A 22,075-nucleotide genomic window follows, 5' to 3' on the forward strand; every position below is an offset into this window, starting at 1 on the left:
AGTCCCTATGGAAACGTCCAGTCCAAGACACAGCGTGCAAACCCGTGACCAGGTGCTTGTCGCGCATGCAGCAAACCAGATCGCCCGCACCAGCCTGAGCCAGGACGATTTTGCCCAGGCGCTGAGTCGGGAAATTTACCTGATCGTCCCCGTCACGAAGATCGAATTGGCAAAAGTTCCTGATTTCGACGAACTGGCGCGCATGAACGACGTGGGTGAATTCGTGAAGGCAACCGGTCGCTGGCTCAAACGCGTTCAGCGCTGGCTGTCTGGCGAACAGGAGATGCCGTCCTGGCTGGAAGAGTCGTGGGTGAATGCGCTGGAGCCTGAGTTCCGTGATCACTGCATCAACGAACTGGCTGGCCGCCACGGGCTGATAGGTGCCCGCCAGATGACCAGCGACCAATGTGCGAACAAAAGCTTCGGCGCGCTGATTCGCGCTTTGGGCGATGTGATCGACACCGGCAGCGACGTCTTTGACGACCAGGTGATGTGCGAGGCGGATTTGCCGCACCTGCCGGCATTCGCCAAGCAGTGCCGCCAAGTTGAAGCGCGGGCAGGGGAGCTGGGCCGGAAGGCTGAAGCGCTGCTCACCAAGCACCGACCGAATTTGAAAATTGCCTGAATCCCGGGCACAAAAAAGCCGACGGAGAAGGTCGGCTGATTCGCAAAACTAGAGAGGGCCGATTATGCAGAGACAACCCAATTCAAGCAATACCCCGAACCATGTCGCGACACGTTTTGTAAATTCCGAAAACGTGTCGCGTACCACAATGTCCTCCCGCGAAATTGCAAATGTCACCGGCAAGCGCCACGACAACGTGAAGCGCGACATCGTGGCAATGCTCAAAGACCTGAAAGTAGATGCACTCAGTTTTGAGGACATCTATCTGGACGGCCGCAACCGGGAACAAGTGCAGTACCTGCTTGATCGCGAGCACACTGACTGCCTCCTTACCGGCTACAGCGCTCCGATGCGCATGAAGGTGATTCGCCGCTGGCGTGAGCTCGAACATGAGCAGGGCGCCCGCAATCAGGTCCTGCGTAATGGCACCAAGGTCGTTGGCGAGATCGCCATCATGGAGTGCTTCACGCGCCTACTGAAGCCGGCGCCGTCCAGCCAAATGATGATGCTGGTCAAGATCGCCGCGAACAATGGCCTCGACGCACAATTCCTTCCTGGCTACGCCATCGATGCCGCACCAGACGCCACCGGTGGTAGTTCCATGCCGACCAAGGCCGTCACCGCACTGATCAAAGATCACGGCATCGCCAGCACCGCAGCAGCCTTCAACCGGGCGCTGGCCGCCAAGGGGGTCCTCAAGCAACTCCAGCGTAAGAATTCCAAACAGGTAATGGTCGACTTCTGGTGCGTGACCGACAAGGGCATGACCTACGGCAAGAACCTCACCAACCCACAATCCCCCCGCGAGACGCAGCCTCACTGGTACGTCGATCGTTTCCTCGAATTGGCAGCACTGGTCGGGAAGGCCTGAAATGCAATACACCGTCACGATCAATCAGGCGAAGGCGTTGGAGTGGGGGCTTAATTCTAAGCAAGCCCTGCTGTTCGCTTTCGTCTACGAGTGCCCGAGCTGGGCCAATCCAATCAAGACGGATACCGGGATCTACTTCGCGTTGAGTAAGGCCAAGATCGTTGATGAACTGCCGCTGCTCACTGATAAGCCCGACACCGCTTACCGCCTGCTGAAGGCCTTAAGAGACGCAGGCTTGATCGAGCTTTCCAGCACGTCGAGCATCACTCTGGTCCGCCTGACCGAGAAGGCCAAAGAGTGGAACCGTAAATTGGATGGGTCGGAAAAATATCCGACCTCAGATGCACTCGATGGTCGGAAAAAAATCCGATCTACCTCGGATAAATCTCCGAGCAAGGTCGGAAAAAAGTCCGGGCCAGGGTCGGAAAAATCTCCGACAAATCAGGGTACCAATAATCAGGATACCAATCAGGTAACCAGTAATCAGGATTTGCAGGACGGCTCGGACAAGCCGAACCGGTCCGGCGGATTGGTTTTGGTGGTTGACCGCATCGTAGCTCCACGGGTTGAAATCCCCGCTGACATGCCGGGCCCCAAAGACCAGACCTGCAAGACGTTCAAGACCTGGGCGAACTACGCCATGTCCTACCGCAAGCGCTACAAAGCCTGGCCTGTCTGGAACGCCAAAGTGGGAGGGCAGGTGGGTTTACTGATCGGCCGACTCGGTATCGACGTCGCCCACAGCGTCGCTGCGTATTACCTCGGCATCAACGACGCCCAGCTGATCCGCAAGTGCCATAGCTTCAACGAACTGCTGGCCAACGCTGAGAGCTACCACACCCAATGGGTCACTCAGACCCAGATCAATGGTCGCACTGCCCGTCAGCAGGAAGACACCCAGGCCAATATCAACGCCGCGCAAGAAGCTGCCCGGAACATCCGCGAGGGAGGGCCGCGCAATGCTTTCCTCTGACGAACGCGCACAGCTCGCCGGCGCAATCTGCGCCACCGCCGAAACCCTAGGCCAGACCATCAGCGCTACGGCTGCGGAGTTGATGGCAGATGACCTCGCCGTCTTTGCCCCCGCTGATATCCGCAAGGCGCTTCAGGCGTGCCGCCGAGAATTGACCGGCAAGCTGACCCTGGCGGCGGTATTGCAGCGGGTACAGGCCGCCGATGGCCGCCCGGGCAAAGATGAGGCGTGGTCTATCGCCCTGACCGCAGGCGACGAATCCGAAACAGTCGTGATGACCGCCGAGATACGCCTGGCGATGGTCGCTGCGCAACCGATCTTGAGTCGCCGGGATGTGGTCGGTGCCCGAATGGCTTTCAACAGTGCCTACGAGCGCCTGGTATCTGCTGCCCGGGCTGAAGCCAAACCGACTACTTGGAGCGTTTCCCTCGGGCTCGATCCGGCACGCCGGGTCACAGCGATCGAGTCAGCAGTCCGTATGCAACTGATCACCCAGCAGACGGGTACCCAGTACCTGACTGATCTGCGCATTGCTCCCATCACCATCGATGGTCAAGCCATCGCTGGACTAATCACCGGTTCTACCGCGGAGCCGTCTCCGCATCTGCGTGAGAAGCTCGCTGAAGTGCGCCAGATCGTCAATGCGGCGAAGGCCCGACAGAAGCGCGAGCAGCTCAAGAAGGCACAGGCAGATCGGGTCGACACATATCTACGCAAGCGCAAGTTCCGCGCGGCCATCGCTGCCGCGCAACGCAAGGAGGCATCCCGTGGCTGAACTCGCATTGATCCGCACCGCCCAAGGGCTGGTACCGGCCACCGAAGCCGACCGTGAAACCGTCCAGAAGTGGAAGGCTGGCCAGATCATTCACGGCAAGTTCACCCGCATGCGTAACGGCAAGTTTCACGGCAAGTTCTTCTCGATGCTCGATTTGGCGTGGGAATACTGGGAGCCGGTCGGCGGACTGATCCCGCGCCAGGAGATGCGCGGCATTCGAGGGCTCGCGAAGTTCTTCGAGGCGCAAAGCGGAAAGCCGGGGCAGCTCTCGCACGCGGTTGCGGCTTACATCACCGGCCTTGAGTCAGCGCGTGCTGAGCGCTTCCCGGCAGTAGACAAGAGCCGCGAAGCCTTCCGTGAGTGGGTGACGATAGAGGCCGGCCATTTCCACCTGGTGCACACGCCTGAGGGAATCCGCAAAGAGGCCAAGTCGATCAGTTGGGCAAACATGGATGACACCGCTTTCGAGCCACTTTACCGCGACGTCTTCAACGCCTGCTGGCGGTTGGTGTTGTCTGCGCACTTTGAGAATGAAGCTGACGCGCTTTCTGCTGCCGATCAATTGGGGAGTTACGCATGAGAGTCGCCCTCAAGGAAGTAAAGGCTAAGAAGTGCAAGAACCCGGTCTGCGGCGTGAGCTTCAAGCCGTCATTCTCCACGGCGCAAAAGGTGTGCAGCTGGACGTGCGGCCTAGCTATCAAGGAAGTGAACCAGGAGAAGGCCCGCAAGTCGCTGGCCCAGGTCGAGCGCAAAGAGATCAAGGTCCGCAAGGAGAAGCTGAAGAGTAGGGCGGATCATCTGCGGGAGGCCCAGGCGGCGGTGAACGAGTTCGTGCGCATGCGTGACGCTCACCTGCCGTGCATCAGCTGCGACTCGCGCCCGAGTGATCACGACCTGATCACCGGCAGCCGGTGGGACGCCGGGCACTACAGGTCGGTTGGCGCGTGCCCGGAACTACGTTTTGAGCCGCTGAACATTCACCGGCAATGCGTGAAGTGCAATCGAAACCTGTCCGGCAACGCCGTTGAATACCGCATTCGCTTGGTGGTGCGTATCGGTGCCGAGAAGGTTGCATGGATTGAAGGGCCTCACGAGGCGCGCAAGTACACCGTGGAAGAGATCAAGGCCATCAAGGCCGAGTACCGGGCAAAGACAAGAGAGCTGAAGGGGAGAGCGGCATGACATATCGCAACGTGGTATCCGCAGTAGTTCGGGCGCTCGCCGCCGAAACCATCAACTCCGCCGGCGGCTGCGACTTTGAGCCGAAGGTGCAGTGCGCCAAGCAGAAGGGAGAGATCGTTGGCAAGGAGGCTGCATTCCTCACCGACTGCTGGGTATTCGGCCGTCTGCACAAGTCGCTGTCGGCTGCCCACTGGCGGGCGTTGGTGGCAAAGTTCTCAACGCACGCAGAACGCAAGCACGCCGCTATTACCGAGCTGACGAAGGTGATGCGTTCGCCAGCACCTGAGCGCTTCTTGCATTGTGCCGTGGTCACTTGGGCATTGCCGAAGTTACCGGGCGTGGATGGGAAGCGCTCGACCAATGTGCTGCCGGCCAGTTGGTATGAGATGGACAACTGGTCGGATGAACCGCATCCGATCAAGACTCAGGAGCGGTGGCGCCGGGTTATTCGCAAGGCTCTGGAGCAAGCCGTGGACGCTGCTTTGGTCGAGGCTCAGCACATTCTTGAGCATGAAGGCCTTCTGATGGCAGAAGCTGCTTGACGAACATTGCTCCAATGAGCCAGTATGTGTCCATTCTTTGGTTCTGCGCGAGTAGGAATCAAGTACCGAGCGCTTAGCGGCGCCGGCTGGCTGTTTATGTTGGGTTGGGGTGCAGTGGTTTTGTTAATGTGGTACCTGCAAGCTGTAGTCAATACATCCAATCAAACTGAGCAGTCCGGACAAGAAGGAGGTGATCGTATGGTGAAAAATCTGAAGGTTTCTGTGAGTAACTTCGCGGCAAATGCTTCAACCGCCTATTACGTAAACAGCCTGTCGGCGATTACCATTCAAGCTCCTTGACGATTTCAAGGCTGCTTATCTAGATATACCGCACTGCTTGTCCGGTGCAACCAATTCAAAAAAACCCGCCAGTTAACGCTGAGCGGGTTTTTTATTGCCTGAAATTCACATGTAGCCAGGACAGCCCTCGGGAGGCCTGGGCGCTGCTAGCCGGTAGTTCAGTGCTACGAGAAAACACCGGCAGCCCGCGCACCCTGCACACCAATGCTTGCGGGGTAGCACGAGACTGAATCTACGAGATCGATGCAATTGGGTGTCGACGCAGTGAAGGACTTTGGAGGACAGGCGTGGAAAGACACGCACACCTATTTCTGGCCTCAGCATCTGCTGGGGCCTTTTCGTTTATAGCTCCCTGATAGGGGAGGAACCTGAGATGCCACATATGCCAGAAAAAGACCCGTCGTTCTGGGTGTTGGTACTGACCGCCCTGAGAGAGAACGGCCTAGCCATGGGGCTGACCTTCGCCCTGACTTGGCTCCGCATTCAGTACGACGGCAAAGAAACCAAGCCTTGGCGGCAGATCATCGAGGCAGCACTCGGCGCACTGATCGTTATGGTGGTTGGCCTGACGGTCAAAGAGTTCGGCTTCAGCATTGCCTGGTCATTTGCAACGGCTGGCTTCATTGGCGTGCTCGGTGTTGAGCAGGCCCGTCAGCTCGGTAAGCGCTGGGCTGAAAGAAAGGCTGACGAAATCTAATTCGCGACACGTTTCGTGAATATTCAAATCGTGTCGCGACATGCGACGAGGAAAGCACCATGGACAACCAGCACAAGAAAATCACCGGTTACCGCGACCTGAGTCAGTCAGAGATTGACGGTATGAACTCCATCAAGTCGCTTGAAGCTGACGTGGGTGAGTTGTTCTAGCAGATCTGTCAGATTGAAGACGTTGACTCTCGCCTGTTGGCTCTGGCCAAGACGAACCTGCAGCAAGGCTTCATGTGGTTCGTGCGGTCGATCGCTAAGCCTGCCGATCCGTTCGGCTGATAGCGTTGGCGCTGGGGTTCTGGATCGCGGCGAAAGGTTGAATTGACTGGAAGGGATGATTTCGCACCATACTCTGCTTCCAACCATATGGGAGTGAGTAATGGAATACCCCGAAGTCACATCTCAGCAGCGAGATTCGATAATTTCCCTTGCTTCGGATGCTGAAGTAATCAGGAAATTTGCAAGGAGCCTAACGGACAGGCTTATCGCGGTGTTTCGCGATTCCGAGGTCAAGTATCACCTTGAAGTAGAGATCGATCCTGATACGGAATCGTCTCTAGGGCACCTCCTGATAAAATCAGCTTTTGGCGACGCAAGAGGTCGTTTGGCTTTTTTTGTGGATGACTCTGGAATTCAAGGCGAATACCTGTTTGAGAAGCGTGGCGTTGATCCTTTCGGTAGGCCTGCATGGTTCGAGGCTTGGAAACTGCTAATTCAAAAAGACGGTCTAGTTTCTCCTGGCGGTAGCAAGACAGGACAGATAAACGCAAGGAATTTTTTTGCGACTACGCAAGATAACCAGATGTATGAGATCGCGAGATCGTTGATCTATCGTTTAGGCCTAAAGGTCTCTTAACCCACCGTTTTGAGCCCCGTGAGTGCGGGGCTTTTTTATGCGCAAAATATGTTCATGACAACCAAACGTTCCGGCTGGGAGACAATCGAGCGCGTCCTACCGGTTATTCGTCTTTGCGCTAAGGGGTGGCAAGATCAATCGCTGCCCTTGTTGCTAGTGCAAGTCCTTTGCTTAATGCGTCGTTGGTTAGTGATTTGATGGCTTCAACCATCCCTCCTTTCGCAGCTGCTTGCAGGCTTGCGCCGATACTGTCACCTGAAAGCGTTGAGGGGGTGGCTTTCAGTGCCTCCAATGCTTTCGCGGTCAAGGTGCAACCTAGAAACATATCGTGCGTCTTCGAAATATCCTCATAAAAGGATATGTAGCCCGACTTGATGAGCCACAGAACTGTTGCTGAAAAGAACTCCCCTCGAGCCATCAACTGGTCCATGCCCTCTTCACTATCGACGGGATCTACGACTATTGCATCGGTAAACGCTTCATCGGTTAAGTCGACAGTCATCGGAAAGTCTTCGTAGAGCACGGCAAATATGCGCCCAGTGAGCTGATCGAAGCGTTCTATGTTGGTCATTACTGGTCCTCGGCGAATGCGGTAGCTAACTCATTACCTGTATCCAGTTCCCATTTCAAGCACAGGACAACCATGGATAGGCCAATGCCACCGGCGTCGCTCCTTGAGCTGTCCGAGCTCTCCGACTTCGGTATCCGCCTTGCTCCATCCCCTGAGGTATGGGAATGGCTGAGTGCCGAGATCCTTGCCGACACCGGCAGCATTCACAACGAAGACCATGCTCATCTGATCGATGCTGACATCCGAGTGATGTGGGCATCGGCTGCATTCAGCAAGAAGGGTCGCACGGTCGTAGGTCAGGCCGAGCAAGTGGCGTTCCGTGCGGGTGGCTGGCAGAAGGCCCGGATGGAGCAACAGATGATGGATTGGTTCGGCGATGTGCCGGCCTACATCATTACGTTGGCCGCTGATTACTGCGCGCAGTGCTCTGACGCTGACTTCTGCGCACTGGTTGAGCATGAGCTGTACCACATCGCCCAGGCGAAGGATCAGTACGGCGTTCCCAAGTTCACACAGGAAGGCCTGCCCAAGCTTGAGATGCGCGGACACGACGTCGAAGAGTTCGTAGGTGTGGTCCGTCGCTACGGTGCGAGCCCTGACGTTCAAGCGTTGGTGGATGCTGCAAACAGTCCTGCTGAGGTGGGGAAATTGAACATATCGAGGGCCTGCGGAACCTGTCTGCTCAGATCGGCCTGACCCCTGACAGACCTAAGACGGAATTTACCCTATGGCAGCCCTGAACAATGAGGTGAAAGGCTTCATGGTTCAGGCCTTGGCGTGCTTCGACACTCCTTCCCAAGTTGCAGCCGCTGTCCGAGAAGAGTTCGGCATTGAGGTTACCCGTCAGCAGTGTGAGGCCCAAGACCCAACCAAACGTGCAGGGAGAGATTTGGCGAAGAAGTGGGTGACGCTGTTTCACGACACCCGCAAGCGCTTCCGCGAAGAGACGGCAGAGATTCCGATCGCCAACCGCGCCTTCCGACTCCGCGCCATGAACCGATTCGTGGAGAAGGCCGAGACGATGAAGAACATCGGCTTGGCCATGCAGATTCTGGAACAGGCTGCGAAAGAAACCGGCGACATGTACGTCAATCGCAATCGAAAGGACGAGCCTGACGACGAGCCGGCAATCCCGACCCGCATTCAGGTCGACGTGGTGGATGCGAGGAAGCCGGATGCCGAGCCTTAATGTTCCGCAATCGAAGTTCCTCCTGTTGCCCAACAAATTCCGCGCATTCGTTGCTGGCTTCGGCTCAGGGAAGACCTGGGTCGGATGTTCGGCACTGTGCAAGCACTTCATGGAGTGGCCCGGCGTCAACGCTGGCTACTTCGCTCCGACTTACCCGCAGATCCGGGACATCTTCTACCCGACGGTTGAAGAGGTGGCCCATGACTGGGGACTGAAGACCAAGATCAACCAGGCGAACCATGAGGTTCACATTTACAGCGGTCGGCAGTATCGCGGCACTGTAATTTGCCGGTCGATGGAGAAGCCTCAGACCATCGTCGGTTTCAAGATCGGCCACGCCCTGGTGGATGAGCTCGACGTGCTGACGTCGATCAAGGCTCAGCAGGCCTGGCGCAAGATCATTGCCCGGATGCGTTACAACCTGCCGGGGTTGAAGAACGGCGTCGACGTGACCACCACGCCGGAAGGTTTCAAGTTCGTCTTCCTGCAGTTCGTAAAGCAGCTTCGCGATAAGCCGAAGTTGAATGAGATGTACGGTCTGGTGCAGGCGAGCACGTTCGACAACGAGCTGAACCTGCCAGACGACTACATCCCTTCGCTGATGGAGTCGTACCCCGAGCAGCTGATCCGCGCTTACCTGAATGGCCAGTTCGTCAACCTGACGTCTGGATCGATCTACCACGCATACGACCGCAAGCTGAACCAGTGCTTCGACACCGTGCAGGCCGGTGAGCCGCTATTCATCGGCATGGACTTCAACGTCGGGAAGATGGCAGCGATCACTCACGTCAAGCGCGACCAAGGTTTGCCCCGTGCAGTCGATGAGTTGATGGATGGCTACGACACGCCGGACATGATTCGCCGGATCAAGGAGCGCTACTGGCGTCACAACGGCAACGACTTCGAGAAGACCTGCGAAATCAGGATCTACCCCGACGCCTCAGGTGACTCGCGTAAGTCGGTCAATGCCAGCATCACCGATATCGCCATGCTCAAGCAGGCAGGCTTCGCGGTCATCGCGCCAGCGGCCAACCCGCCTGTGAAGGACCGGATCAACGCCATGAACGCCATGTTCTGCAATGCGCAGCGCGAGCGGCGTTACCTGGTCAACCCGTTCACCTGCCCAACTTACGCTGACGGCCTTGAGCAGCAGGTCTGGGCGCCCAACGGCGAGCCGGACAAGAGCCAGGGCAATGACCACGCTAACGACGGCGGCGGTTACTTCATTCACCGCGAGTACCCGATTATCAAACCGGTCACCGCTATCAAAATGGGATACGCCCGATGAGCAACGACGCTTCCTTTAAGCGGCCGGACTACATCGAAGCGCTGGACCGCTGGGCGACCGTTCGCGACGTCTGCGCAGGGCAGCATCGAGTGGTGGATCGTCTTCCGTACATCAATGCTCACGACAAGTCGCCAGAGAATCAGGATCGTAACAAGGCATACCGCGAGCGAGCGGTCTTCAAAAACGCAACCGGCCACACGCGAAACGGTTTGCTCGGCCTGGCCTTCCACAAAGACCCAACGCTCACCGTGCCGAAGAAACTGGAGTACTTGCAGGACAACGCCAACGGCTCCGGTGTGAGCATTTACCAACATTCGCAAGGCACCCTTGAGAAGGTTCTGGAGGCTGGCCGGCACGGCTTGTATGTCGATTTTCACCAAGACGCCGGTGCAGGTGGCCATGCTGTAATCCTGACCTACTGTGCCGAGGACATCATTAATTGGCGCACGGGCATGGTTGACGGCCACAGCGTGCTGACGATGGTGATGCTGCGCGAGACGCTGGAAGTTGAAGACGGCTTCGGTTTCAAACTGGTCGAGCAGTTCCGTGAGCTGGCGCTTGAGGCTGATGGATTTGTTTGTCGGGTATGGCGCAGGACCGGCCCGAAGGGTGGTGGACCGCTGGAGGTTTTCGAAACCTTCAAGCCCGATGGTGTCACCGGGCGTCTCAAGGAGATCCCGTTCACCTTCGTCGGCGCGCAAAACAACGATCCTACAATCGATGAATCGCCGCTGTACGACATCGCGATGATCAACCTGGGTCATTACCGCAACAGCGCCGATTACGAAGACAGCGTCTTCTGGTGCGGCCAGGCTCAGCCGTGGATATCCGGCCTTGATGAGCAATGGCGCGATTGGATGGAGAAGAACGGCGTTTACGTCGGCTCTCGCGCCCCGATGATGCTTCCAGTCGGAGGCGCATTCGGTTATGCGCAGCCACTACCAAACACGTTGGTCAAGGAAGCCATGGCCGACAAGAACCAGATGATGATCGAGTTGGGTGCTCGCATGGTTGTCGCTTCACTGGCAACCAAAACGGCCACTGAGTCCCGCGGCGATCAGTCTGCGTCGACATCGGTGCTGGCCGGCTGCGTGGCGAATGTCAGCGAGGCCTATACCCGGGCGATCATGTGGTGCGGCCAGTACATGGGCGTCACCGACAAGGTCGCTTATCAGGTCAATCAAGAATTCGTCGAACTGACGGCTGATCCGCAGATGGTCACGGCCTTGGTTGGCCTGTGGCAGAACGGCGGATTCGCAAAGGCCGACCTGCGGGCCTACCTGCGCAAGCTGGGCTTGATTGCCCCAGAGCGCACAGACCAGCAGATCGATGGCGAGCTTCATGAGCAAGGCGATGGCCTGGGCTTGGATGACGAGGTAACACCAAATGGCGGCAAACCAAGCAATCCTTGACGCCACGATCCGGCACGCGGTCTTCCTCGAAAAGCTTAAGGCGGGGGAGGTTGGCAAGTTCGCGCCTTTTCTCAAGGAGTTTGATCGCTCGATCCGAGATCGACTCACCCGGTCAGATATGACCGAGTACAACGTCAAGCGCCTGGAGGCATTGCTGAAGGAGGTCGATAGCCTGCTGTTGGGAATCTTCGACCGTTACAGCACGCAGCTGAACCTCGACCTGATTGACATTGCCAACTACGAAGCCGAGTTCGAGGCGACCAGCCTGGCTAGGTCCGCGCCGGTCGGCGTGTCGCTTGATGTGGCAGCTCCGACGGCGGCAGCTATCAGGACGGCGGTGCTAACGAATCCACTCAGCGTGCGCGGCACCGGGGGCGGGAAGCTGCTGAAGTCGTTCATCAAGGGCTGGACTGTTGCCGAGCGCGACCGGGTTACCGGGACGATTCGACAGGGCTTTTTCGAAGGGCAGACGAACTTCCAGATCATCCGCAATATTCGCGGCACGAAAGTGGCGGGGTACAAAGACGGTGTCCTGGCAACGACCAGTCGCAACGCGAGCACGGTCGTGCATACCGCGATTCAGCATGTGTCGTCGCAGGCGCGTATGGAGGTGGCCAAGGCCAACACCGATGTGGTGTCCGAGATTGAAATAGTCGCCACGCTGGACAGTAAGACCAGCCAGACTTGTCGTTCGATGGATAAGCGACGCTTCCCGGTTAACTCAGGGCCAAGGCCGCCCTTTCATCCGAACTGCCGGACCACTTTTATCCTGCGGACTAAGCTCAGTGAAATGTTCGCCGAGGGCGCTACACGGGCTTCGGTTGGGGCAATTGGCGCAGGACAGGTAAGTGCGAGCCTCGACTATTACCATTGGCTTCAGCAGCAACCGGCGACGTTTCAGGACGTGGCGATCGGTCCGGTACGGGCCAAGCTGTTCCGAGAGGGCGGGCTGAGCGTCCAGCGCTTCTCTGAGCTGCAGCTTGATCGCAACTTTTCGCCGCTGAACTTGGCGCAGATGAAGTCGCTTGAACCTCTGGCCTTCGAGCGAGCTGGGATCTGAGTCATTCACATTTTTGTCGCTGATTATCCAGTGCGTTCAGCGCGTCGTAAAAAGCGGAGTGCCATTTCCCAAAGGACTCGTTAATTGTCCCCATTGCGGTGTCCTCGTCGAACTGGCGCATTGAAGCCAGCGATCCGACGCGTACAGAGTTGGAAATCATCAGCGACCTGAGTCCAAGTTCCGGCGGGGCATATGCGGATATCACAATTCCTGCCTTGATCAACGGGCCTGCATTTTCCGCAAGCTCTTGCTTAGTAGACGTTTTTGCGAAAAGCGAATAGTTGAGTAGATCACCCATCGCTGCGAGAAAACTCTCTCCTTTTTCACGAAGTAGTTTTTCCTGAATATCAATCCGCTGAATGCATGCGCTCCTCTGGCTCAGGGATGCTGTTTGATAGCTAGTCAGCCAGGTAAATGTGCTCGTGGCAAAGACCCCAATCAGGGTGCAAACGACGGGAAATATGATGCTGAATTTGCTGGTATTGGTCGGCTGGTTCATTGGAGTCCTTTCTGAGTACTTGGCTGCGCTAATGCAAAAGTGAAAACGAGATTCTATTTAAGTATGCCCGCATTAAGCGGGCTTTTTTATGCCTGCGAAGCGGGCAGACCAAACCCAAGGGGTGCATCAACGTGGCAGAAGAAAACGAAATCGACCTGGAAAACCCGGCAATCAAGGCCGCTATCGCGACTGCCGTTGAAGCATCCGTTTCCGGACTGAAAACCAAGAACACCGAGCTGCTGGGCAAGTTGAAAGACACTACCGGCAAGCTGACCCAGTTCGAAACCCAGTTTGAAGGCATCGATATCGACGCCGTTAAAGGACTGCTGAGTCGGGCCGGCCAAGACGAAGAAACCAAACTGCTGACAGAGGGCAAGGTGGACGAAGTCTTCAACCGGCGCACTGAGCGCCTGCGTGGCGAACAAGACAAGCAGTTGAAGGCCATCACCGCGCGTGCCGAGAAGGCCGAAGCATTCGCCGCGAAGTTCCAAGGCAAAGTCTTGGGCGACTCGGTGCGCGGCGCAGCACTGAAAGCCGGCGCTCTGCCGGAAGCAACCGACGACATCATCCTGCGCGCCAAGGGCGTGTTCTCACTGAATGAAGAGGGCGAAGCGGTCGCCGTCGATGAGTCTGGCCAGACCATCCTCGGCAAAGACGGCAAAACCCCACTGACTCCGCTCGAATGGGCGGAATCATTGCGCGAAAGCGCGCCTCACCTGTGGCCAAGGGCTTCAGGGACACAAGCCCCGGGCGGGGGTGGCGGCCAGGCTGCATTCAAACGCTCCGAAATGACCTCCGAGCAAAAGCGCGATTACCAGCGCAAGCACGGCCAAACCGCATTCCTGCAATTGCCCAAGTAAGGGGATTCATCCATGGCTACAACCGTTAACAGCGACCTGGTCATCTACAACGATGAGGCGCAAACCGCATACCTGGAGCGTGTCCAGGACAACCTCGATGTGTTCAACGCCTCGTCCAATGGCGCGATAGTTCTCGACAACGAGCTGATTGAAGGCGACTTCCGCAAGCGCTCCTTCTACAAAATTGGCGGCTCGCTGGAGCATCGCGACGTCAACTCCGTCGGCAAGGTACCGCCAAGAAGATCGGTGCCGGCGAAGCCGTGGGCGTCAAGGCTCCGTGGAAGTACGGCCCGTACCAGACCACCGAAGAGGCGTTCAAGCGTCGCGGTCGCCCGGTCGATGAGTTCTCCCAGATCATCGGTGCCGATGTGGCCGATGCAACCCTGGAAGGCTTCATCCAGTACGCCACCGCAGCGCTCCGTGCTGCTATCAGCTCCAACGCTGGGATGGTGGTCACAGCCAACATCGAAACCGACGGCAAAAAGACCCTGACCCGCGGCATGCGCAAGTTTGGCGATAAGTTCGGTCGCATTGCCCTGTGGGTCATGCACTCCAGTGCCTATTTCGACATCGTCGATGAGGCCATCGCCAACAAGGTCTACGAGGAAGCCGGTGTCGTGATTTACGGCGGCCTGCCGGGCACCCTCGGCAAGCCGGTACTGGTGACCGACACAGCGCCGGCGGATGTGATCTTCGGCCTGCTGCCGAACGCTGTGGTGATCACTGAATCCCAGGCACCGGGTTTCCGCTCGTACAACGTGGACGACGAGGAAAACCTCGGGATCGGCTACCGCGCCGAGGGCACCGTCAACATCGACGTTCTGGGTTACAGCTGGAAGGATGCGGTCGGCGGCGCGAACCCAACCTTGGCAGCCGTAGGTTCGGCGGCGAACTGGGTCAAGCACTCCGACAGCGACAAGGTCACCGCTGGCGTGATGATCACTCTGACGACCACTCCTTAACGCTACCCATGACAGCGGCCAGCGATGGCCGCTACGGAGATTTCCATGGAACTCATCTATTCCACTCAAAGCTCTGGCTTTGATCCAGATAAGCGCTATCGCAACCCGGAGCATTTCGATCGCCCGGAAGCGGGCGTGACCGGTGTTGTTGTCGTCGGCGAATGGCCGAAGGTGGTTTCGGCCTACGAGAATGTCGGTGTCGAAGTGGCGCTGAAGGAAGGCGACCAGAACCTGGTGCAGATTGTTGGTGGCGATAAAGGTGAACTGGAAGACCTGATCGGCAAGCTGCGCGCTGAAAGCGACACAGTCCGTGCTGTTATCGATGGTCTTGAAGCTGGTGAAGTTGAAAAGCCAGAAGCCGGTGAGCTCGCAATCCGCCTGTTTTATGCGCTCGACGGCATCCGCCTTCAGATGGTCGAACTGGGCGGTGCGCGTGATGATCTTGCAGCGGAAAACGAGAAGCTGCGCGTCGAGCTCGAAGCGCTGAAGGCGGGCGAGAGCCAAGAAGTCGAAGCCCTGAAGGCTAAACTCGAAGCCGCTGGTGTGACCTACCGGGCCAACGCCTCGAAAGAATCCCTGGAAAAGCTCGTCGCCGACCTGACCAAGGCGTAATACTGCAGGCTACCGGTATCCCGGTGGCCGATCATTCAAAATTCAATCCAGCGAGTTGATCCATGACACTCATCATCGAGGACGGCACCGGTAAGCCAGACGCCGAAAGCTATGCAACTGCCGAGGACTTGGCCATGTATGCCGAGAAGTTTGGTGCGACCATTCCTGTGGACGAGATTTCGCAGGAAACGTTGCTTCGCCGGGCCGCCTTGGTGATGGACGGCATGACCTGGAAGGGGCGCAAGATGGACAGCGATCAGGCTCTGGCCTGGCCGCGCCGCGGGGTTGAACTGGATTGTCAGATCAAGCCCGACAACTACCTACCGGCTCGCATCCAGTACGGCCAGATGGCCTTGGCCGCCGAGATCCATACTGACGACATCGACCCGATCGACAAGCGCAAAGGTGCAGTGACGCTGGAGCGTGTTGAGGGCGCAGTAACTCGCGAGTACGCCACGATTTCCAACACCAGCGGCCGACTGTTGCCGGCGGCACCTGATCGGCCGAGCGCTACGCAGTTTGCCGACTACCTACAGAAGCGGGGCCTGTTCGCCGTCCGCGCATAGCTGAAACGGAGCCTCGATGGCCTTCTACGACGAAATGGCCGTGATGGCTCTGGAGCTGATCACAGAGTTCGGCCAGCCCGTGACCATCCGGGCAACCACTGTCGGCGAGTACGACCCAGACGCCGGCAGTGCACCGCCTGACACCGTCACCGAGCAGACAGCCCAAGGCATCCTGCTCGACTTCACCGGTCAAGAGTACCAGAACAACAGCCTCATCAAGCAGGGCGACAAGAAGCTGAAGGTCGCCGCGCAGGGGCTGGCGTGGGTGCCGGACCTGTTGAACAAGGTCATCGTTCAAGGTCGCACCTGGTCAATCGTTCCACCGCTGAAAGAGATCAACCCGGCCGGCACGCCGATCCTGTACGAACTGCAGGTGCGGTCATGAGTCGCGCCGGCGCCGGTCAGTCCGGCAGCTTTGCCTTGAGTCTGGCCGAGTTTGCAGCCCAAGCGACGGAAGCCATCGACGTCAGCCTGCGCGAGATCATCATCGAGGTCGGCAGCAGCGTTATCCGCATGTCGCCGGTGGGGAATCCTGATATATGGGCGCAGAACACTGTGGCCCGTCAGTACAACAAGGCCGTAGACGATCACAACAGCGATTTGCGCAGCGATCCGGCCAATCTGACGAAGGCGGGGCGGCTCAAGCCTGGGTGCAAACTGAACGATGGCATGGACATCGTTGCCCCTCAGGGCTATGTCGGCGGACGATTCCGGGCCAACTGGCATCTTTCAATCGATGTGGTCGAGAAAGTCACCTTCGATGAGGTTGATCCGAGCGGCCAGGAGACGATTGCTGCACTGGTTTGGGCGGTGAGCGATTTCACCGCCGGACAGACTGCCTACCTCATCAACAACCTGCCATATGCCATCCCGCTCGAGTTCGGGCATTCGACCCAGGCCCCCGGCGGCATGGTCCGCATCACCGTGGCCCGCTTCCAGCAGATCGTGCAGGAGGCCATCAGGAACAATCAGGTATGAGCCATAACATCATTGCCTCAATCTACGAGGCCAAGCTGATCGCCTGGGCGAAAGCGTTGCCGGTACCGCTGAAGGTCGTCGTCGAGAACGAGGCCTACACGCCCGTCGACGGCGCCACTTACCTGAAGGCCTTCACGCTACCGGCGGACACCGCGAGCAACACGCTCGGTGGCGACCACAAGCTGTACACCGGCGTGTTTCAGGTCAGCATCGTGACTCCATCGGGCAAGTATCGCGGTGCGGCTGGTGCGCTGGCCGACCAGATCGCCGCGCTGTTCCCGCTGTACGAGCGGGACACCAAGGGTGCCCTGACCGTCGTCACCATGACACCAGTCGACCCCGGCCCTGGAATTCCAGACGACACGACCTTCACTGTACCGGTCTCTTTTCAATACCGAGCCGACACCAACTAATCCGCCCCTTGGGCAACCCAGAACCCGCCACTGCGCGGGTTTTGTCATTTCTGCAAAGAGGAAAACCCATGAGCGTCAAGATTCCCAACGGCACCACGTTCGAGATTGCTGCCACCCTGAGCACGGCGAAAGCGTTCACTGCCATCTCCAACGCCAAGCCCGCAGTGCTGACCGCTGCCGCTCACGGCCTGGCCAATGGCGACGTGATCGTCATTGATTCGGCGTGGGCGAAGCTGAACGGCCGTCCTGCGCGAGTGATTGATTCCGATGTGGGCGACTTCGCGGCCGAGGGCGTGGATACCACCAGTGTCAAAAACTATCCGGCAGGCTCCGGTGCGGGATTGGTTCGTGCTGCGTCCGGCTGGACCCAAATCGCTCAGATCACCGAGCCGACCGCAAACGGCGGTGAGCAGCAATTTCTGACTTACGGCTTCCTCGAAGACGACGATGATCGCCAACTGCCCACCACCAAGTCGGCCAGCAGCATGACGCTGCCAGTAGCGGATGACCCTGCTCAGGCATACGTCGCCGTGGTGGAAGCCGCCGATGAAGACAAGGAGCCGCGCTTGGTCCGTGCAAACCTCCCGGGTGGCGCGACCATCTACTACTACGCGTATGTGTCGATCACTGCGACCCCAACGCTGAGCCGCAACAACATCATGACGCGGACCATCACGCTGTCGTTCGCCTCCCGTCCAACACGCTACAACGCCTAAGGGGATCCCATGGCAAAGTTTTCCATCGCGCCGAAGCCGACGTTCACTGTCGATGTGGCGATCCCTCAGGTGGGCGGCAGGCCCGCAATGGTTCCGTTCACCTTCAAGTATCGAGACCGTACGGCCCTGGCCGAATTGTTCGACGCCTGGAAGGAGAAAGCCGAAGCCTTGGGCGAGCGCTTCAAAGACACCCAGCCATCTCTCACCGAAATCACCGCAGCGGAAGTGGATCAGGGTGTCGAGCAGATCAAGGACCTGGTTGTGGCATGGGGCTTCAACGACAAGCTCAACGATGAGTCGATCACCGCTCTGGTGAAGAGCTGCATCGGTGTTTCGGATGCCGTTGTGAAGGCCTACAGCGAAGCCTTCGGCAAGGCCCGCCTGGGAAACTAACCGCCGCTGCCCGTGCGCTCTATGAGTCCGACGGTTCCGCCGAACAGATGGCCCTGTTCGGCTTTTCACCAGAGGACTACGACGAAACTGTCGAGGTCTGGCCGGACAACTGGAGGTCGTTCCTCGTGATGGATTCGATGGGAACTCAGTGGCGCACAGGCGCATGCGGCGCAACCGGGCTCGATTATGGCGTTCTGCCCAATGTCATGAGGCTCGTCGGTGTTCCCGCGAAGGATCGACCCAGCGTGTTTCAGGACATTCGCGTAATGGAATCGGAAGCCATCGCCGTCATGGCTGAAGCTCGCGACAACAGCCCGTGAAAACGGGCACTTATTCAAGGTGAGTCGATGAACATCGCAGAACTGGGCATCAAGATTGACTCAGCTGACACCGCCCGGGCCGCTGTCGAACTCGACAAGATGACCAAGGCCGGCGATCGAGCGGAGCAGTCCGCCGTCGGCCTGATGAAAGAGATGGAAGCGCTGGAGAAGTCGTTGTCGAAGGGCGCGACCACCACGCAGGAACTGGCAAAGCAGCGCGAAAATCTGGCGAAACTCACTAAGACCGGTGCCTATGGCGAGGCCGAGTTCACCAAGATCACCGCGCAGCTCGACAAGCAGCAAGCGGCGCTGGCCAAGTCCACTTTGGATGAACAGAAGGCGCTAAACAGCCTGCTCGGCGCGATCGACCCCGCCCGTGCGGCCATGGACAAGCTCGATAATCAGGTAGAGCAGCTGGGCAAGCATCTCGATGCCGGCCGCATCAGTCAGGACCAGTACAACTCGGCACTGGGCAAGCTGAACGGCAACTACGCATCACTGGAAAAAACTGCCACCGGTTTCGACAAGCTGAAACTCGGCACTCGCCAGGCTCAGGAAAACGTCGTTCAGCTCGGCAATGCGCTGTCCTCAGGCGACTGGGGCAGTGGTGTACGCGCTGTTGCTCAGTTGGGCGCTGGTGCGGGTGCATCGGCTGCTGGCCTGCTTGCCATTCTGGCGCCAATTGCCTTGGCTACTGCTGCCGTCGGTGGGCTGGCCGTTGCCTACTACAAGGGCAGCAAAGAGCAGGACACCTATACCAAAGGCCTGGTGCTCACCGGTAACGCCTCTGGCATGACCGCCAGCCAACTTGGCGAGATGGCGCGGCAGGTCAGCGCGACCGTCGGCACGACTGGCCAGGCTGCCGAAGTGTTGGCGCTGCTGGCCGGCAACGGGAAAATCGCTGGTGAGAGCTTCGGCGGCATTGCCCAGGCTGCCGTGTCCATGAACGAGGCGACCGGCAAAGCCATAAAAGAGACGGTTGCTGAGTTCGAAAAGATCGCAGACGAGCCGGTCAAGGCGTCAGCCGCGCTGAATGAGCAATACCACTACCTGACAGCTTCGGTTTATTCGCAGATCGCCGCTCTGGAAGAGCAGGGCGACCATGCCGGCGCCGTGAAGCTGGCAACCGAACAGTACGCGGATGCGATCAACGAGCGCACTCCGAGGATCCTCGAAAACCTGAGCTTCTGGGAGAAGGGTTACAACGCTGTCGCGCGAGCTGCGGACAACCTGAAGAACCTGGGGCGGCCCGATATCGATGCCGACATTGAACAGGCCCGGAGGAATCTGGAGCAAGCGCAATCGGGCAATGTGGGTGCCTTCCAAAACCAGAAAGAGATGGTTGAGCTCTACAGCAATCAGCTGAACATGCTGGAGGACCAGAAGGCTGCAGCAGCCGACATCGCCAAATACGAAGGCGATCAAGCCAAGGCTCAGAAAGACGCTGTGTCTGCGATGGCTAAAGTCGATGCCCTGACGAAATCGTCTCTGACCAACGAGCAGAAGCGCGCCGAGGCAATCAAGGAATACAAGAAGCAGCTCGACGACATCCGCAAGACCAGCCCGAACGATCCACGGCTTGATCCGGCCGCGGTCGCCAAGAACATGGCGAACCTCAACGACAAGTTCAAAGATCCGAAAGGCGCAGCAGGCAGCGTCGACCTGACGGGCTTCAACAGCGCAAAAAATGTACTCGCCGAAACTCAGGCCTACTACAAAAACGCTGATAAGGAACTCGAAGCATCTCAGCGGGCCGGTGTTATCTCGCAGGCCAGCTACACCGAGCAACGCGTCAGCCTGCTGAAGCAGGAAGCCGTCGAAGTAGCCCAGGGATATGAGGCGGAAATCGCGGCCCTGGAAGCAGCCAAGACTAAAAAGGGAACGACCGCGGCGCAGATCATCCAGATCGATCAAAAGATCTCGGACGCACGCAGAGCGATGGTCAAGGCGCAGCAGGAGGCGGACAGCCAGCTTTCGATCATTGCCACCAACGCAGATGGTCGCCTGCGCAAGCAGACTCTGGCCGTCAAAACGTATACCGACGCCTTACAGCAACAGATCGAGACGCTTCGACAGCAGGGGAAGCGTGCGGCCTCAGGATTGGGGCAGGGCGATCGACAGCGTGGGCTGACGGATCAGCAGAACGGAATCGACGATCGCTTCAACCAGCAAAGCTTGGAGTTGGCAAACCAGTACGGCGATGGCCCGCGCGGTATGAGCCTCGACGAGTACACCCAGAAACTGGCAGCACTCAAAGCTACACAGCAGGATCTGCACGACACCGTTCAAGCCAATTACGACGAGATGACGGCAGCCCAAGGTGACTGGAGCGTCGGCGCAACGTCGGCATGGCAGAACTACCTGGAGTCGGCTCGGGATGTTGCCGGGCAGACGAAGAGTCTGTTCACCAACGCCTTCACTTCGATGGAAGACGCAATCGTCAACTTTGCTATGACTGGGAAGTTGTCGTTCGCGGACTTTACGAAATCGATCTTGGCGGACATGGCGCGCATCGCCACTCGGCAAGCCAGTTCCGCGCTGCTGGGCAGCCTCATCGGCGCAGGTGCGAGTTACTTCGCCGGCGGTGCGGGATCAACTGCGTCAGCAGGATCGACTCAGGCGGGCTACAGCGGCGACCTATCTGGCTTCACACCGGGCAGCATTCAGGCCGATGGCGGCGCCTGGTCGTCCGGTGTGCAGTTGTTTGCCAACGGCGCAGCTTTCACCAATAGCGTTGTGAGCAAGCCAACAGCCTTCGGCATGGCCGGTGGCGATATCGGTGTCATGGGAGAGGCCGGCGAGGAGGCGATCATGCCGCTGACCCGGACTGCCGGTGGTCAGCTTGGAGTGCGAGCTTTGAGTGGTGGCGGCAGCGGATCGACCATCAGTATCAACGCACCTGTCACCGTGGCGATTCCGGATCGCAGCTCTGAAGGAATGCAGCTCGACCAACAGGCGCTTTCGCAAAACCTCCAAACGCAGATGAAGGCAGCAGCAGAGAGAGCCGTGGCCGAGTCGTGGCGTGCTGGCGGCGTGAGTTTCCGCAACGTTAACGGGAGAGCCTGATGGCGATTGAGACATTCACCTGGCCAACTCAGCACGGTGACGCACCTGAAATTACCTATCGGGTGCGCACTGCGCAGTTCGGCGACGGCTACAAGCAGGAAGCCGGCGACGGCCCGAACAACAAAGAAGACTCCTATCCGATCACCTACAGCGGCCAAAAAGCCAAAGTGCTGGAGATCATGGCGTTCTTTGACCGGCACGCTGGGGCGAAGGCATTCCTCTGGACCACGCCGCTTGGTCAGCTTGGTCTGTTCACCTGCAAAAATCCCGTCCCCACTCCGATAGGCGGCGGGGTGTTCAAACTCACGGCCACCTTTGACCGTGCCTTCCAACCATAA

Annotated in this window: 28 protein-coding genes and 2 pseudogenes; 28 read left to right on the plus strand and 2 right to left on the minus strand. The window is 58.3% G+C overall.

Annotation, left to right across the window (positions count from 1 at the left end; translation table 11 throughout):
* Positions 1-7 precede the first annotated feature (7 nt).
* From TU81_RS00400 to TU81_RS00445, 11 genes and pseudogenes are all read left to right on the plus strand, one after another.
* Positions 8-625 carry a hypothetical protein gene (locus tag TU81_RS00400; protein WP_048392598.1) on the plus strand — a complete coding sequence of 206 codons (618 nt, stop codon included), beginning with the start codon at positions 8-10 and terminating at the stop codon, positions 623-625.
* Between the two features lie 148 nt (positions 626-773).
* Positions 774-1,496 carry a Rha family transcriptional regulator gene (locus TU81_RS00405; RefSeq protein WP_082157783.1) on the plus strand — a complete coding sequence of 241 codons (723 nt, stop codon included), beginning with the start codon at positions 774-776 and terminating at the stop codon, positions 1,494-1,496.
* A gap of 1 nt (position 1,497) precedes the next feature.
* Positions 1,498-2,469, plus strand: coding sequence for a hypothetical protein (locus tag TU81_RS00410; RefSeq protein WP_048392602.1), 972 nt, complete (start codon positions 1,498-1,500; stop codon positions 2,467-2,469).
* Positions 2,456-3,244, plus strand: a complete 789-nt coding sequence (locus tag TU81_RS00415) for a prophage PssSM-02 (protein ID WP_048392604.1) — start codon at positions 2,456-2,458, stop codon at positions 3,242-3,244. Before TU81_RS00410 ends, TU81_RS00415 begins: the two co-directional genes overlap by 14 nt.
* Entirely contained in the window at positions 3,237-3,824 is a 588-nt protein-coding gene (locus tag TU81_RS00420; protein ID WP_048392606.1) for a DUF1367 family protein, read from the plus strand. The genes TU81_RS00415 and TU81_RS00420 overlap by 8 nt, the downstream gene beginning before the upstream one ends.
* Positions 3,821-4,426: a recombination protein NinG gene (locus tag TU81_RS00425; protein WP_048392608.1), complete on the plus strand. Its 606-nt coding sequence runs from the start codon at positions 3,821-3,823 to the stop codon at positions 4,424-4,426. Before TU81_RS00420 ends, TU81_RS00425 begins: the two co-directional genes overlap by 4 nt.
* A complete protein-coding gene (locus tag TU81_RS00430; RefSeq protein ID WP_048392610.1) occupies positions 4,423-4,968 on the plus strand; it encodes a hypothetical protein in 546 nt (181 codons plus the stop codon). The genes TU81_RS00425 and TU81_RS00430 overlap by 4 nt, the downstream gene beginning before the upstream one ends.
* 24 nt (positions 4,969-4,992) lie before the next feature.
* Entirely contained in the window at positions 4,993-5,268 is a 276-nt protein-coding gene (locus tag TU81_RS30150) for a hypothetical protein (protein ID WP_151152242.1), read from the plus strand.
* Between the two features lie 373 nt (positions 5,269-5,641).
* Positions 5,642-5,965, plus strand: coding sequence for a phage holin family protein (locus TU81_RS00435; RefSeq protein WP_048392612.1), 324 nt, complete (start codon positions 5,642-5,644; stop codon positions 5,963-5,965).
* A 59-nt stretch (positions 5,966-6,024) separates the two neighbouring features.
* Positions 6,025-6,255 (plus strand): annotated as a pseudogene (locus TU81_RS00440) (Acb2/Tad1 domain-containing protein).
* Between the two features lie 100 nt (positions 6,256-6,355).
* Positions 6,356-6,832 (plus strand): hypothetical protein, encoded by a 477-nt coding sequence (locus TU81_RS00445; RefSeq protein WP_048392614.1) that lies wholly within the window; start codon positions 6,356-6,358, stop codon positions 6,830-6,832.
* A gap of 118 nt (positions 6,833-6,950) precedes the next feature.
* Here the strand turns inward: TU81_RS00445 and TU81_RS00450 are convergent, their stop codons facing one another.
* A complete protein-coding gene (locus TU81_RS00450) occupies positions 6,951-7,403 on the minus strand; it encodes a hypothetical protein (RefSeq protein ID WP_053078254.1) in 453 nt (150 codons plus the stop codon).
* A gap of 72 nt (positions 7,404-7,475) precedes the next feature.
* On the opposite strand from TU81_RS00450, the gene TU81_RS00455 reads away from it, so the two are divergent.
* Genes TU81_RS00455 through TU81_RS00475 form a run of 5 tightly spaced genes read left to right on the plus strand, consistent with a single transcriptional unit; the run spans position 7,476 to position 12,352 of the window.
* Positions 7,476-8,099 carry a putative metallopeptidase gene (locus TU81_RS00455; protein ID WP_048392616.1) on the plus strand — a complete coding sequence of 208 codons (624 nt, stop codon included), beginning with the start codon at positions 7,476-7,478 and terminating at the stop codon, positions 8,097-8,099.
* A 31-nt stretch (positions 8,100-8,130) separates the two neighbouring features.
* Complete coding sequence (locus TU81_RS00460) at positions 8,131-8,592, plus strand: DUF2280 domain-containing protein (RefSeq protein WP_048392618.1); 462 nt, start codon at positions 8,131-8,133, stop codon at positions 8,590-8,592.
* Positions 8,579-9,880 (plus strand): terminase large subunit domain-containing protein, encoded by a 1,302-nt coding sequence (locus tag TU81_RS00465; protein WP_048392619.1) that lies wholly within the window; start codon positions 8,579-8,581, stop codon positions 9,878-9,880. The genes TU81_RS00460 and TU81_RS00465 overlap by 14 nt, the downstream gene beginning before the upstream one ends.
* Positions 9,877-11,292, plus strand: coding sequence for a DUF4055 domain-containing protein (locus TU81_RS00470; RefSeq protein WP_048392621.1), 1,416 nt, complete (start codon positions 9,877-9,879; stop codon positions 11,290-11,292). Before TU81_RS00465 ends, TU81_RS00470 begins: the two co-directional genes overlap by 4 nt.
* Positions 11,267-12,352: a minor capsid protein gene (locus TU81_RS00475; RefSeq protein WP_048392623.1), complete on the plus strand. Its 1,086-nt coding sequence runs from the start codon at positions 11,267-11,269 to the stop codon at positions 12,350-12,352. The genes TU81_RS00470 and TU81_RS00475 overlap by 26 nt, the downstream gene beginning before the upstream one ends.
* 1 nt (position 12,353) lies before the next feature.
* Here TU81_RS00475 and TU81_RS00480 read toward each other — a convergent pair whose 3' ends face one another.
* On the minus strand, positions 12,354-12,851 hold the full coding sequence (locus TU81_RS00480) for a hypothetical protein (protein WP_048392624.1): 498 nt from the start codon (positions 12,849-12,851) through the stop codon (positions 12,354-12,356).
* A 131-nt stretch (positions 12,852-12,982) separates the two neighbouring features.
* Between TU81_RS00480 and TU81_RS00485 the strand changes: the two genes are divergently transcribed.
* The 12 genes and pseudogenes from TU81_RS00485 (at position 12,983) to TU81_RS00540 (ending at position 22,075) form a co-directional block, all read left to right on the plus strand.
* Positions 12,983-13,711, plus strand: a complete 729-nt coding sequence (locus tag TU81_RS00485; RefSeq protein ID WP_048392626.1) for a hypothetical protein — start codon at positions 12,983-12,985, stop codon at positions 13,709-13,711.
* 12 nt (positions 13,712-13,723) lie between these two features.
* Positions 13,724-14,673: pseudogene (locus tag TU81_RS00490) on the plus strand (major capsid protein).
* A 45-nt stretch (positions 14,674-14,718) separates the two neighbouring features.
* Positions 14,719-15,285, plus strand: a complete 567-nt coding sequence (locus TU81_RS00495) for a hypothetical protein (RefSeq protein ID WP_048392628.1) — start codon at positions 14,719-14,721, stop codon at positions 15,283-15,285.
* A 62-nt stretch (positions 15,286-15,347) separates the two neighbouring features.
* Positions 15,348-15,851 (plus strand): DnaT-like ssDNA-binding protein, encoded by a 504-nt coding sequence (locus tag TU81_RS00500; RefSeq protein ID WP_048392630.1) that lies wholly within the window; start codon positions 15,348-15,350, stop codon positions 15,849-15,851.
* A 16-nt stretch (positions 15,852-15,867) separates the two neighbouring features.
* Positions 15,868-16,236 (plus strand): hypothetical protein, encoded by a 369-nt coding sequence (locus TU81_RS00505; RefSeq protein WP_048392632.1) that lies wholly within the window; start codon positions 15,868-15,870, stop codon positions 16,234-16,236.
* Entirely contained in the window at positions 16,233-16,829 is a 597-nt protein-coding gene (locus TU81_RS00510; RefSeq protein WP_048392633.1) for a hypothetical protein, read from the plus strand. The genes TU81_RS00505 and TU81_RS00510 overlap by 4 nt, the downstream gene beginning before the upstream one ends.
* Positions 16,826-17,242: a phage tail terminator-like protein gene (locus tag TU81_RS00515; protein ID WP_048392635.1), complete on the plus strand. Its 417-nt coding sequence runs from the start codon at positions 16,826-16,828 to the stop codon at positions 17,240-17,242. Before TU81_RS00510 ends, TU81_RS00515 begins: the two co-directional genes overlap by 4 nt.
* Positions 17,243-17,310: 68 nt before the next feature.
* On the plus strand, positions 17,311-17,958 hold the full coding sequence (locus TU81_RS00520) for a phage tail protein (RefSeq protein ID WP_048392637.1): 648 nt from the start codon (positions 17,311-17,313) through the stop codon (positions 17,956-17,958).
* A gap of 9 nt (positions 17,959-17,967) precedes the next feature.
* A complete protein-coding gene (locus TU81_RS00525) occupies positions 17,968-18,351 on the plus strand; it encodes a phage tail assembly chaperone (protein WP_048392638.1) in 384 nt (127 codons plus the stop codon).
* A 47-nt stretch (positions 18,352-18,398) separates the two neighbouring features.
* Positions 18,399-18,671, plus strand: coding sequence for a DUF1799 domain-containing protein (locus TU81_RS00530; RefSeq protein WP_048392640.1), 273 nt, complete (start codon positions 18,399-18,401; stop codon positions 18,669-18,671).
* Between the two features lie 27 nt (positions 18,672-18,698).
* Positions 18,699-21,737, plus strand: coding sequence for a phage tail tape measure protein (locus TU81_RS00535; protein WP_048392642.1), 3,039 nt, complete (start codon positions 18,699-18,701; stop codon positions 21,735-21,737).
* A complete protein-coding gene (locus TU81_RS00540) occupies positions 21,737-22,075 on the plus strand; it encodes a phage tail protein (RefSeq protein WP_048392644.1) in 339 nt (112 codons plus the stop codon). The genes TU81_RS00535 and TU81_RS00540 overlap by 1 nt, the downstream gene beginning before the upstream one ends.

The organism is Pseudomonas lini, from assembly GCF_001042905.1.
GTDB lineage: Bacteria > Pseudomonadota > Gammaproteobacteria > Pseudomonadales > Pseudomonadaceae > Aquipseudomonas > Aquipseudomonas lini.